Here is a 12,301-nt window from a genome sequence, read left to right as displayed (position 1 = left end):
CCGAAACAGCGTCCACAACTCGTCCGGCACCAACCGCTCCACCAGAACCGTCATGTACGACTCAACGAGCGATCACACCATTAGAAACGACGTCTTAGTCACGTCCCAACCGACGCCACCGCTGATGACACCTTTCGAGGCAGATATGTTCTTCGAGAGCACAGTGCCGGCCGACCGGGTCTCGTCGATGCGCAGCGTCATTTTGCCCGACCCGGAAGCAGAGGCGATCATCTTCTTGCCGCACTTGGTACCAGCGGAACGCACATTGTGCAACCGCTTGATCCCGCCTCCGATGCCAGGCGTCGCCGGACTGGTGATGCTCGGGCTGTGTCCGTCGGCGGAGTCGGCGTGCGCTGAGCCAGTCGCGACGAGCGTGCTGGCGGCGACCGCAACGATCGCGAGTCCGTACCTGGCACCGTAAAAGTTCACTTGGTCCCCTCGATTGCAGCAATTTCCTGGTTGGTCGAGGTCAGTCAAGCGAGTGAATGTTGCGTTCTGCAATCCAATTGAGGGAAGCCTGAGGGTTCACTTGTCGACAAAGTCAGGTCTCCAAGAAGCTGGCGATTCCTTCGGCCATTCCCTGCGCGGCCTTCTGTCGCCAGGCGCCGCTGGTGAGCAGTGCCGCGTCCTTGCTATCGCGCATGTTCCCGCATTCGATGAACACCTTGGGAACCGTTGACAGATTGAGACCCCCGAGGTCCGTGCGGGTGACCAGTCCGGTGCCGTCGCCGATGTAGTTGGAGGGGGCGCCGCCGGTCGCGCGCAGGAAATTGCCCGCCACGCGCTCGCCGAGATCGGCCGAAGGGGCCACGATCTTGCGGGTGTCGGCGGCGCCTGCGTGCACGGAGCCCGGCAGGATCACGTGGAAGCCGCGGTTGCCGACGGCGGCGCCGTCCGCGTGGATGGAGATCGCCGCGTCGGCGTGCGCCTTGTTCCCGATCTCGGCCCGCTCGTCCACGCACGGCCCCCACGGCCGGTCCCCGTCCTGCGTGAACTTCACCGTGGCGCCCTGCTTCTCCAGCAGCGTGGCCAGCCGCCGCGAGACGTCCAGCGTGAACTGGGCTTCCGGATAACCGGAGTTGGTGGACGTCCCCGTGGTGTCGCATTCCTTGGAGTTGGTGCCGATGTTCACCTTGCGGTTGATCTCGGCCGTGTGCCGGAAGTTGGTCGGGTTGTGCCCCGGGTCGATGACGACGACCTTGCCCCTGAGGGGCGTGGATCCGGCGGGCGCGGAGGTGCCGGGCGTCGCACTCGACCCCGGCTGCTTGTCGTCGCCCGCGGAGGGGCCGGTGGGGGAGGGCGTGGAGGCGGAGCCGGAGGCAGGGCTGCTGAAGGCCGACGCCGTGCCGGACGTCGCCACCCCCGCCCGGTCCGACCCGCCACCGTCGCCGGAACCCCCCACCGCCTCGTACACGAGCCACCCGAGCAGCGCCCCCGGCACGAGCGCGGCGACCGCGACGGTCAGGGGACGGCGACGGGAACGGCGGGGCTGAGGGGGATCGAAGTCCGGGCCTACGTACGACACGTCAGCCACCCTAGCTTCCGTCGCGCCCCTGTCCCCGCAGCCCCGCCTCCGTCCGCCGCAGCACCCGCAGGGAGCCGGTCGGCGGGAGTTCGGTGAAGGCGCCGGACTCCAGGGCGCGGAGGTAGACGCGGTACGGGGCCTGGCCGGTGAACTCGTCCTTGGGGTCCGGGAAGACGTCGTGGATGAGGAGGAGGCCGCCCTCGGCGACGTGCGGGGCCCAGCCCTCGTAGTCGGCGGTGGCGTGCTCGTCGGTGTGGCCGCCGTCGATGAAGACGAGGGCGAGGGGGGAGGTCCAGAACTTCGCGATCTGCGGGGAGCGGCCGACCAGTGCGACCACGTGGTCCTCCAGGCCCGCCCGGTGCAGGGTCCTGCGGAAGGTCGGCAGCGTGTCCATCAGGCCGAGTTCGGAGTCGACCGTCTCCGGGTCGTGGTACTCCCAGCCCGGCTGCTGCTCCTCGCTGCCGCGGTGGTGGTCGACGGTGAGCGCCGTGACGCCCGCCTCGCGGGCCGCGTCGGCGAGCAGGACGGTGGAACGGCCGCAGTACGTGCCCACTTCGAGGAGCGGCAGCCCGAGGGCGCCCGCCTCGACGGCGGCCTCGTACAGGGCGAGGCCCTCGTCCACGGGCATGAAGCCCTTCGCCGCCTCGAACGCGGCCAGGATCTCGGGCTTGGGGGCCGCGGGCATGGGGGTCCTCTCGGTCGTACGCGGGTCCGGGCGGCCCATGCTGCCGCACCCCCTGCCGGTGTGGCGACAGGGGGTGCGGACCGGCGTACTGCTGGGTCTCCGTGGCCGGCGTCCCGGGGCGCAGGACGACGGCCGCACGGTCATCGGTGGGTCAGTTGGCGGACACCGTCTCCGACGGCAGGGACAGGTCCAGGTCCACCGGACGCTCCTCGCCCCCGTGCGTCGCCGACGAGGCCAGCGGGCCGTGGCCCGTCGCCCGCGCGGCGAGGACGTACGCGCCCCCGGACGGCACGGCGAGCACGTAGCCGCCGTCCTCGTCGGAGACCGTCGCGCCGGCCTGCCGTCCCCGTCGGTCGATCAGCGTGACCTTGGCGCGGGCGACCGGGGAGCCGCCGGCGTCCAGGACCCGGCCGCGGAAGCCGCGCAGGATCTGCTCGGCGCGCTCCAGGTTGGTCTCCTCGTCGCTGCTGAAGTTCAGCTGCGGTGCCCGGTTGGGCCTGGGCAGGAACAGGGCCATCAGCAGGCCGATCGCCACCGCGCCGGTCGCGATCAGGAAGGAGACGCGGAAGCCGTGCATGGTCGGGACCGCGACGCCGTTGACGTTGTTCGCGGTGTTCGCCAGCACCATGCCGATGACGGCGCTCGACACCGACGTACCGATGGACCGCATCAGGGTGTTGAGGCCGTTGGCCGCGCCCGTCTCCGAGGCCGGGACCGCGCCGACGATCAGCGCGGGGAGGGAGGAGTAGGCGAGGCCGATGCCGGCGCCGAGGACGACCGCGATGACCAGGCTCTGCCAGGCGGCGCTCATCAGGCCGATGCCCGCGCCGTAGCCGATGCCGATGATGATCATGCCGAGGATGAGGGTGACCTTCGGGCCGTACTTCGCCGAGAGGCGGGCGTAGACCGGGGCCGTGAACATCATCGTCAGGCCGAGCGGGGCGACCAGCAGACCCGCGGAGACCATCGACTGGCCGAGGCCGTAGCCGGTGGCCTTCGGCAGCTGGAGCAGCTGGGGCAGGACGAGCGAGACGACGTAGAAGCTGACGCCGACCATGATCGACGCGAGGTTGGTGAAGAGGACGGCCGGGCGGGCCGTGGTGCGCAGGTCGACCAGCGGGGCCTTCACCTTCAGCTCCATCACGCCCCACAGGAGCAGGACGGCGGCGGACGCGGCGAACAGGCCGAGCGTGGTGGTGGACGTCCAGCCCCAGTCGCTGCCCTTGGTGATCGGCAGCAGGAAGAGGACCAGGCCGGCGGAGAGGCCGATCGCGCCCAGGACGTCGAAGGTGCCTTCGGCACGCGCCGGGGACTCCGGTACGACGAGGAGGGTGAGGCCGATGGCGAGCACGCCGAGGCCGGCGGCGCCGTAGAAGAGGGCGTGCCAGTCCATGTGCTGCGCGACCAGGGCCGCCGCGGGCAGCGCGAGACCGCCGCCGACGCCGATCGAGGAGCTCATCAGGGCCATCGCCGAGCCGAGCTTCTCGCGGGGCAGCATGTCGCGCATCAGGCCGATGCCGAGGGGTATGGCGCCCATGGCGAAGCCCTGGAGCGTACGGCCCGCGATCATCGTGAGCAGGTCGCTGGTGAGGGCGCTGACCAGCGCGCCGCCCACCATGACGGCGAGGCTGAGGATCAGCATCCGCCGCTTGCCGTACAGGTCGCCGAGCCGGCCCATGATCGGGGTGGCGACGGCGCCCGAGAGCAGCGTCGAGGTCAGGACCCAGGTCGCGTTGCTGGGCGCGGTGTCCAGCAGCTGCGGCAGGTCCTTGATGACCGGGACGAGCAGGGTCTGCATCACCGCGACAACGATGCCCGCGAAGGCGAGCACCGGGACCACGGCCCCGCTGGCTGCCCGGGCGGGCTGTTCGTTGATCGTGTGGGTCATGAGGTGAGGCCTCCAGAAGAGATAAGTGCTGGGTAAACCTCGTATGCATGGGCAACTATTCCGTTGCTTCGCGCCTCTAATCAATTCTTGACCATGTCATGGGGGTCTGAGTCGGCGTCAGATTCCGGCGGGTTCCGGCGGACGGGCGCGCCTGGGTCTGGTGGATGAGTGGAACGTGTTCTAGTCTCCGCGCCATGAAGGCTTACCTGGCCGGGGTCGGCATGACGAGGTTCGAGAAGCCGGAGACCCGGGACTGGCAGTACTGGGACATGGCACGGGAAGCGGGGAGCGCGGCGCTCGCCGACGCCGGGATCGCGTACACGGAGGTGGAACAGGTTCCTGTCGGATACTGCTTCCAGCCCTCCACCGCCGGCCAGCGCGCCGCGTATGAGCTGGGTCTCACCGGCGTCCCCGTCTACAACGTCAACAACAACTGCGCCACCGGCTCCACCGCCCTGATGCTGGCCCGGCAGCTCGTCGAGGGCGGGGCGGCCGACTGCGTCCTGGCGCTGGGCTTCGAGCAGATGAAGCGGGGCGCGCTGGGGAGCGGGGCGGACGGAGGCGACTTCGCCACCTCTCCCGTCGCCCGGCACTACGGGATCATGGCCGCCCGGCACGGCTTCGAGATGACCCCGCCCACCGCCCAGATCTTCGGCGACGCGGCCCGCGAGCACATGGAGCGGTACGGCACCACCGAGGCACAGCTCGCCGCCGTCGCCGCCAAGAACCACCAGCACTCGGCGCACAACCCGAACGCGCAGTTCCGGGACGTGTACGAGGTCGACGACATCCTCGCCGCGCGCACGGTCCACCGGCCGCTGACCAAGCTCCAGTGCTCGCCGACCTCGGACGGCGCGGCGGCGGCCGTGGTCGTCTCGGAACGGTTCGCCGAGCGGCGCGGACTCACCGGCCTCGTCGAGATCGTCGCCCAGGCGATGACGACGGACACCGAGGAGTCCTTCGCGTCGGGTTCCTGCATCGACGTGGTCGGACAGCCGATGTCCCGCGAGGCGGCCCGGCAGGTGTACGAGCGGTCCGGACTCGGGATCGAGGACGTGGACGTCGTAGAGCTGCACGACTGCTTCTCGGTCAACGAGCTGCTGACGTACGAGGCCCTCGGGATGTGCGCGGCGGGGGAGTCCGGGAAGCTCGTCGAGTCGGGGGCGACGACGTACGGCGGGCGGTGGGTGGTCAATCCGTCCGGCGGGCTGATCTCCAAGGGGCATCCGCTGGGCGCGACCGGACTGGCCCAAGTGGCCGAGCTGACCTGGCAGTTGAGGGGGACGGCGGGGGAGCGGCAGGTACCGGGGGCGCGGGTCGGACTCGCGCACAACATCGGGCTGGGCGGGGCGGCCGTGGTGACGCTCCTGCGCGCGGGGTCCTAGGACCCGGGGTCCAGGCCGGGTGCGGCGAAATCCCGATGCAAGGGGCGCAGGCGGGTTGAGAGTATGACACCCATGCTCGAAGCCCCTGATGCAACCCGAATAACCCGCCGCACCACGCCGCCGACCTGGCTGGTGGTGGCGCTCGCCTGCGCGGGGCAGTTCCTGGTCGTGCTGGACGTGTCGGTCGTGAACGTGGCGCTGCCGTCGATGCGGACCGACCTCGGGCTGAGCGCGCAGGGGTTGCAGTGGGTGGTCAACGCGTACGCGATCGCCTTCGCCGGGTTCATGCTGCTGGGCGGCCGGGCCGGGGACCTGTACGGCCGCAAGCGGATGTTCCTGGTGGGGCTCTCCCTGTTCACGCTGGCCTCGCTGGGCGGCGGGCTCGCCCAGGAGGGGCCGGAGCTGCTGGTCGCGCGGGCGGTGCAGGGACTCGGCGCGGCCGTCCTCGCGCCCTCGACGCTGACCATCCTCACCGCCGCCGTCCCCGAGGGCGCCGCACGCGCGCGTGCCATCGCGACCTGGACCGCGGTCGGCGCGGGCGGTGGGGCCGCGGGCGGGCTCGTCGGCGGGGCGCTGGTGGACGGTCTTTCGTGGCGGTGGGTGCTGCTGATCAACGTGCCGATCGGAGCGGTCGTGCTGGCCGGCGCGTACCGGTGGCTCGCGGAGAGCCGCAACGGCGACGGACGGCGCCTCGACCTGCCGGGCGCGATCCTGGTCACGGCCGGACTCGCCACCCTCGCCTACGGCATCTCGCAGACCGAACGGGAAGGCTGGACGGCGGCGGCCACCCTGATACCCCTGCTCGCCGGCATCGCGCTGGTCGCGCTCTTCCTGCTGGTCGAGGCGCGTACGGCGGCCCCGCTGATGCCCCTCGGACTGTTCCGCGCGCGGGCGGTGTCGTCGGCGAACGCGGCGATGTTCCTGACCGGCTCCGCGATGTTCTGCATGTGGTTCTTCATGACCCTGTACGCCCAGAACGTGCTCGGCTACTCCCCGCTGGAGGCCGGTCTCGCCCTGGTCCCCAGCTCGCTCGCGGTGCTCGTCGGCTCCAAGTCCGCGCCCCGCTTCCTGCCCAGGCTCGGCGCGCGCAACGTGGCCGCGCTCGGCGCCCTGATCGCGGCGAGCGGCTTCGCCTGGCAGTCCGCGATGACCGCGCGGGGCGACTACCTCACCGAGATCATGTTCCCCGGCATCCTGATGATGCTGGGCGCGGGCCTGACCGCGACCCCCCTCGCCGCGCTCGCCACGTCGGGAGCGGCGCCCGGCGAAGCGGGCCTGGTCTCCGGGCTGATCAACACCTCGCGCACGATGGGCGGCTCCCTCGGCCTCGCGGTCATGTCGACGATCGCGGCGGCCCGGACGGGGGACAGCCTGACGCCGGACGCGCTGACGGAGGGGTACGCGCTGGTGTTCCGCACGGGGGCGGGAGTGCTGCTCGCGGGGTCGGTGCTGATGCTGGTCTGGCTGCCGAGGAAGGTGCGGCCGAGAAAAATGTCGACGAGTTCGGCCGGGTGAGGCAACGATCCGGGTGGTCCATGGACTCCTTTGAACATCTAGGAGGTGCCCATGGGGGAACGCAAGCAGGCTCGGGACGAGGAGTTCCAGGGCTTTGTCGTCGGCCGCTGGTCGCGGTTGTTGCGGACGGCATTTCTCCTCACGGGGGAGCAGCACGCCGCGGAGGATCTCGTCCAGTCGACGCTCGAACAGGTCTATGTGGCCTGGCGCAGAGTCGGCTCGGCCGATGACCCGGAGGCGTACGTACGGCGCGTGATGGTCAACGCGCACGCGCGCAGGCACCGAAAGCGACTCAAGGAGTTCCTGGCGCCCAGGGACGACTCCGGCCTGGCCCGCGAGGTGGCCGACACCGGCGACCGCATCGCCCAGGCCGAGGACCGGGGCGCTCTGCTGACGGCGCTGGCGAAGCTGCCGCCCAGGCAGCGGACGGCGGTGGTCCTGCGCTACTGGGAGGACCTCACCGAGACCCAGACGGCACAGGCGATGGGGTGCTCGGTCGGCACGGTGAAGAGCAACGCGGCCAGGGGGATCGCGAAACTCCGGGCCATACCGGGACTGGCGGACATGGTGACGAGCGGGGAAGGGCGGCGGCAGTGACGAGCGCGGACCGGGAGCAGCACACCATGACGGAGCGGGACATCGCCCTTCTGCTGGCCGACGCGGCGGACGGGGTCGAGGTCGGGATAGCCCCCACCCAGGCGGTCATCAGGGGCGGCCGCCGACGCCGGGCCCGGCGCTGGGCGGTCGCCACGGCGGCGGCACTGGCGATCGTCGGCTCCACGGGGACGCTGGCGCTGGCGGGGCTGCCGGGGGGAGGGGACGGGCGCGCGGTGCGGCCGGCGGCCTCGCCGACGCCGGCCGCGTTCCAGGACGCGCCGCACCGCACCACGCTGGCGACCGGGACCGACCAGGGCACGAAGTGGAAGGTGTTCATCGACGTCTGGGGCGCGCCGCGCGACGAGGCGGAGGCGCAGGCCCAGTTGACGGCGATGGCCGAGTACGAGGAGTCGGCACCGGACGTCCGCAAGGCATCCGATCTGGTCGGCAAGGTGGCGTACTTCGTGTACCGCGGCTACGGGGACACGACCTCGCCGGTGCTGGAGAACACGGTCGAGGCGTCGGACGCCATGGCGGACACGGACCTCACATCGGGTGCGCTGCCGCTGGTGCCCGGTGCCGACAACCCCGTGCGGCTGGGCATCGGTTCGGTGGCCAAGTCCGCCGAGCGGGTCCTGTGCCACATCAAGGACGGCGACGGCATCTCCCTCACCAAGGCACCCGCCGACAACACGACGGACAACGTCGAGCCGGCGATCCGCCCGGCCGAGGGCTCCCCGTACAACTGGTTCGTGTGCGTGGCACCGAAGGGCACGGAGTTCGAGTCGGCGGAGGTGACGGCGCTGAGCTGACGGCCCGCGTCACAACCACCCCTGCTGCCGGGCCTCCCGCATCGCCTCCATCCGGTTGCGGGTACCCGTCTTGCCGATCGCGGAGGAGAGGTAGTTGCGGACCGTCGACTCGGACAGATGCAGCTTCCCTGCGATGTCCGCGACGGTCGCGCCGTCCACCGAGGCCTTCAGTACGTCGCACTCGCGGGCGGTGAGCGGATTGGGCCCGGCGCTCAGCGCGGCGGCGGCGAGCGCGGGGTCGATCACGGTCTCGCCGGTCAGCACCCGGCGGATCGCGGCGGCGAGCTCCTCCACGGGGCCGTCCTTGACGAGGAAACCGGCGGCTCCGGCCTCCATGGCCCGCCGCAGATAGCCGGGGCGGCCGAAGGTCGTCAGGATCAGGACACGGCAGTCGGGGACCTGGTCGCGCAGTTCGGCGGCGGCGTCGAGGCCGCTCATGCCCGGGAGTTCGATGTCGAGCAGGGCGACGTCGGGGCGGTGGATCAGCGCGGTGTCCACGATCACGTCACCGGCGCCGACCTGCGCGACGACCTCGATGTCCGGCTCAAGACCGAGCAGCAGGGCGAGCGCCCCGCGCATCATGCCCTGGTCCTCGGCGAGCAGCACTCGGATGGATTTGGCGGGCCGGTGGTTCCTGGGCATTTCATCCACGGGGAAAGAGTAGGTCCCCGAAGGTCACCGGCCGCTCCGGAACGCCTTCGGCAGCGCTGCCTCCTCGACGGACACGGTGCTACGTCCTCGACCGGCCACGTCAGCCGGTCACAGCGCCCTGGGCGCCGTAGTCACCACCGAGGACGTGAAGTCGGCCGGTTCGACGGGGAGTTCGGCGGTGACGGTGAAGCCGCCGCGCGAGGACGGGCCGGCGGTCAGGGAGCCGCCCGCCGCCCTCAGGCGCTCCGTGAGGCCCTTGAGGCCGGTGCCGCCGATGCCCTCGATGCCTCCGATGCCTTCGGCGGGGCCGGTCGCGGGGGAGTCGGTGGTGCCGATGCCGTTGTCCGTCACCGTGAGTTTGGCGCGGTCCAGGACGCCGCCGATGGTGATCTCGCAGCGGGTCGCGCCGCTGTGCCGCAGGACGTTGGTGACCGCCTCCCGCACCACCCAGCCGAGCAGCACCTCGGTCTGCGGGGTGAGCGGGGCGCCGGAGCGGGTCACGACCGGTTCGATCGCCGCCGCCGACAGCGCCGAGCGGGCCCGGTCCAGCTCGGTGGCCAGGCTGCCCTCGCGGTAGCCGGTCACCGCCTCCCGGATCTCGGTCAGTGCCTGGCGGCCGACGGACTCGATGTCGGTGATCTGGGCGAGGGCCGCGTCCATGTCCCGCGCGGCCAGGCGCCGGGCCGCCTCCGACTTCACGACGATCACCGACATGGTGTGCCCGAGCAGGTCGTGCAGGTCGCGGGAGAAGCGCAGGCGCTCCTCCTCGACCGCGCGCCGGGCCAACTCCTCGCGGGCTGCGCGCAGTTCGCGTACCGCCTCGGAGAGGGAGAGGATCGCGGCCGTGACCATGGTGGACAGGAAGGTGCCGTAGGCGATGTTGATGGCGTCCCAGCCGGCCCGGAACACCGAGACCGTGGCCGCCAGCGCGGTCAGTCCGAGGCCGACCTGGCCGAGCCGTGGGCCCCGCAGTGCCGCGCCGGCGGCGAGGCCGAGCAGCGGGAAGAAATACAGCCAGCTGCCGCCGTACCCGATGGCGAGACCGCAGGTCACCAGCGCCATCACGGCGAGCGCCACCCGGGTCGAGACCGCCTCGCGCGCCTCCTTCACGAACGAACGGAAGGTCACGTAGATGTACAGGGAGTTGAAGCTGAGCAGGCCCAGGGCGCCCACCCAGGGGTTCGGGGTCTCGCCCTGGAACAGGTTGGAGAACGCGCCCATCCCCATCAGCAGCCACGGCAGCAGGGAGAAGCCGGTCGGCGGCGGGCCCGGGTGCTCGGGCATCTCCTTCCCGCTGCGGCGGGCCTCCTTCTGCGCGGCCTTGAAGGCCTCCATGTCCGCCTTCCACTGGGCCCGCGCCGTCCGCCACCGGCCCAGCTGGCAGGACACGTCTCGCATCCAGGTCATCTCTCAGCTCCCCGTTCAGACGGTCCGGCCGGACCGGCGGTACGACAGCACAGCGTACGAACCGAAGGCCAGCAGCCAGAGGGTCAGGACAAGGATGGCTCCGATCGCCGGGGCGTGTCCCTCCGCGACGCCCGTGCCCAGCTGGGCGAAGCGGTACGTGGGGGTGTACGCCGACAGGGTGCGCAGCCAGTCGGGGAAGAGGGTGACCGGGAACCACAGGCCGCCGAGGACGGCCAGGCCCAGGTTGCAGGCCATGTTGGTCACGCCGGTGGTCTGCCCGGTCAGTCGGTAGCCGTTGCCCAGGCCCAGCAGCGTGAAGGGCACCGAGCCCAGCCACAGCAGCAGGGCGACGGCCGCCCACTGCCAGGCGGCCAGCCGGACGCCGTTGACCAGACCGCCCGCCGCGAGCACCACGACGATGGCCGGCAGCACGGTCACCGAACCGGTCAGGGTGCGGCCCACCACGACCTGGCGCGGGGTCATCGGGGTCACCCGCAGCTGGCGCAGCCAGCCGATCGCCCGGTCCTCGGCGACCCCGCCGCCGGTGTTCAGGGCGCAGCCGACGGCGCCGTACCCGGCCATGCCGATCATCGAGCCGGTCTTCCAACCGCCGTCGTCCGCGCCGAGGTTGGTGAAGAGCAGGTACATCAGCACCGGCATCGCGATGCCGCCGATCACGAAGCCCGCGTCACGCAGGGTCCGGCGCACTTCGAGCCGCAGGTAGTCCAGCATCACGCCACCTCCACCGAGGTCGAGGTGGAGCCGGAGGGCGAGGTGGAAGTGGCGGGGGCGGAGGTGGTGGAGCCCGACGTCAGCGCCAGGAACGCGTCGTCCAGGGAGGCCGGGGCGACCTCCAGACCGCGGATCGCGCCGAGCGAGGCGAGTGCGATCACCGTCGCGTCCGGGTCGTCGGTGCGCAGCCGCGCCCGGTCGCCGCGCACCTCCAGGGACCGCACCCCGGGCAGCCGGTCGAGGTCCGCGGTGTCGCGCCCGGCGAGGTCGAAGGCGACCAGGCCGCCGCCCACCGAGCGCTTGAGCTGCTCGCCGGTGCCGTCGGCGACGATCCGGCCGCGGTCGATGACGAGGATGCGGTCGGCGTAGGCGTCCGCCTCCTCCAGGTGGTGCGTGGAGAACAGGACCGTGTGGCCGCGGCGTGCGAACACCCGCATCGACGCCCAGAAGGCCTGCCGCGCCTCCACGTCCAGGGCGGCGGTCGGCTCGTCGAGCACGATCAGCGAGGGGTTCCCGGCCAGCGCCACGGCGAACCGGACCCGCTGGGTCTGGCCGCCGGAGAGCCGGTCCACGCGCCGCCCGGCCAGTTCGGTGATGCCGGCCAGCCGCAGGGCCTCGGAGACGGGGAGCGGGGCCGGGTAGCGCCCGGCGACGAAGGCGACCAGTTCGCGGACCGTGACCCGGGGCACCGCGCGTGCCTCCTGGAGCATGGCGCCGACCCGTCCGGCCCGCACCGACAGCTCCGGGGGAGCGCCGAAGAGCCGGACGGTGCCCTCGTCGGGCTCGTTCAGGCCGAGCAGCAGCGAGATCGTCGTCGACTTGCCGGCGCCGTTGCGGCCCAGCAGGGCCACGGTCTCGCCGGGGGCGATGTCGAGGTCGATGCCGTCCACGGCACGGACGGCGCCGAAGGATTTGGCGGCGGCGGTGAACCGTACGGCTGTGTCTGTCTGTGCGGCTGTTGTCCCTGCGTCCGGTGTCTGCGCGTTCGCTGTCTCTGTACCCGTCCCCTGAGTCATGGCTATGACGCTACGAACTCGGCCCCACCTCGCGGCAGATGCGCTTGTACGGACTCCGGCAGGACAAATGTCATGGCCCGGAACGGGA

General features: G+C 71.6%; 12 protein-coding genes. 5 read left to right on the top strand and 7 right to left on the bottom strand.

Going from position 1 to position 12,301, the window contains the following annotated elements; all coding sequences use genetic code 11:
* A partial coding sequence (locus tag ACIP6U_RS46010) for a hypothetical protein (protein ID WP_401729219.1) occupies positions 1 to 421 on the top strand: 421 nt, incomplete at its 5' end.
* A 120-nt stretch (positions 422 to 541) separates the two neighbouring features.
* On the opposite strand, the gene ACIP6U_RS46005 is transcribed toward ACIP6U_RS46010, so the two are convergent.
* From ACIP6U_RS46005 to ACIP6U_RS45995, 3 genes are all read right to left on the bottom strand, one after another.
* Positions 542 to 1,525: an N-acetylmuramoyl-L-alanine amidase gene (locus tag ACIP6U_RS46005; protein ID WP_401729217.1), complete on the bottom strand. Its 984-nt coding sequence runs from the start codon at positions 1,523 to 1,525 to the stop codon at positions 542 to 544.
* A gap of 10 nt (positions 1,526 to 1,535) precedes the next feature.
* Entirely contained in the window at positions 1,536 to 2,210 is a 675-nt protein-coding gene (locus ACIP6U_RS46000) for a class I SAM-dependent methyltransferase (RefSeq protein WP_401729216.1), read from the bottom strand.
* A gap of 151 nt (positions 2,211 to 2,361) precedes the next feature.
* Entirely contained in the window at positions 2,362 to 4,098 is a 1,737-nt protein-coding gene (locus ACIP6U_RS45995) for an MFS transporter (RefSeq protein ID WP_401729214.1), read from the bottom strand.
* Between the two features lie 194 nt (positions 4,099 to 4,292).
* On the opposite strand from ACIP6U_RS45995, the gene ACIP6U_RS45990 reads away from it, so the two are divergent.
* The 4 genes from ACIP6U_RS45990 (at position 4,293) to ACIP6U_RS45975 (ending at position 8,407) form a co-directional block, all read left to right on the top strand.
* The gene (locus tag ACIP6U_RS45990; protein WP_401729213.1) at positions 4,293 to 5,483 is read left to right on the top strand and encodes a lipid-transfer protein; all 1,191 of its coding nucleotides are present in this window, start codon (positions 4,293 to 4,295) and stop codon (positions 5,481 to 5,483) included.
* A 63-nt stretch (positions 5,484 to 5,546) separates the two neighbouring features.
* On the top strand, positions 5,547 to 6,998 hold the full coding sequence (locus ACIP6U_RS45985; RefSeq protein WP_401729212.1) for an MFS transporter: 1,452 nt from the start codon (positions 5,547 to 5,549) through the stop codon (positions 6,996 to 6,998).
* Positions 6,999 to 7,049: 51 nt separating this feature from the next.
* On the top strand, positions 7,050 to 7,595 hold the full coding sequence (locus tag ACIP6U_RS45980; protein ID WP_401729211.1) for a SigE family RNA polymerase sigma factor: 546 nt from the start codon (positions 7,050 to 7,052) through the stop codon (positions 7,593 to 7,595).
* The gene (locus ACIP6U_RS45975) at positions 7,592 to 8,407 is read left to right on the top strand and encodes a hypothetical protein (protein ID WP_401729210.1); all 816 of its coding nucleotides are present in this window, start codon (positions 7,592 to 7,594) and stop codon (positions 8,405 to 8,407) included. The genes ACIP6U_RS45980 and ACIP6U_RS45975 overlap by 4 nt, the downstream gene beginning before the upstream one ends.
* A gap of 9 nt (positions 8,408 to 8,416) precedes the next feature.
* On the opposite strand, the gene ACIP6U_RS45970 is transcribed toward ACIP6U_RS45975, so the two are convergent.
* The 4 genes from ACIP6U_RS45970 to ACIP6U_RS45955 all read right to left on the bottom strand — a co-directional run bounded on the left by ACIP6U_RS45970 (position 8,417) and on the right by ACIP6U_RS45955 (position 12,213).
* Positions 8,417 to 9,049, bottom strand: coding sequence for a response regulator (locus ACIP6U_RS45970; RefSeq protein ID WP_401729231.1), 633 nt, complete (start codon positions 9,047 to 9,049; stop codon positions 8,417 to 8,419).
* A 117-nt stretch (positions 9,050 to 9,166) separates the two neighbouring features.
* Complete coding sequence (locus tag ACIP6U_RS45965; RefSeq protein ID WP_401729209.1) at positions 9,167 to 10,465, bottom strand: sensor histidine kinase; 1,299 nt, start codon at positions 10,463 to 10,465, stop codon at positions 9,167 to 9,169.
* 15 nt (positions 10,466 to 10,480) lie between these two features.
* On the bottom strand, positions 10,481 to 11,197 hold the full coding sequence (locus tag ACIP6U_RS45960) for an ABC transporter permease (RefSeq protein ID WP_401729208.1): 717 nt from the start codon (positions 11,195 to 11,197) through the stop codon (positions 10,481 to 10,483).
* Positions 11,197 to 12,213 (bottom strand): ABC transporter ATP-binding protein, encoded by a 1,017-nt coding sequence (locus ACIP6U_RS45955; protein WP_401729206.1) that lies wholly within the window; start codon positions 12,211 to 12,213, stop codon positions 11,197 to 11,199. The genes ACIP6U_RS45960 and ACIP6U_RS45955 overlap by 1 nt, the downstream gene beginning before the upstream one ends.
* Positions 12,214 to 12,301: the final 88 nt, after the last annotated feature.

The organism is Streptomyces sp. NPDC088794 (assembly GCF_044750545.1).
In the GTDB taxonomy this organism is placed as follows: domain Bacteria; phylum Actinomycetota; class Actinomycetes; order Streptomycetales; family Streptomycetaceae; genus Streptomyces.
The sequence above is the reverse complement of the archived record's forward strand: the minus strand, read 5'-3'. Positions and strand labels throughout refer to the sequence as shown.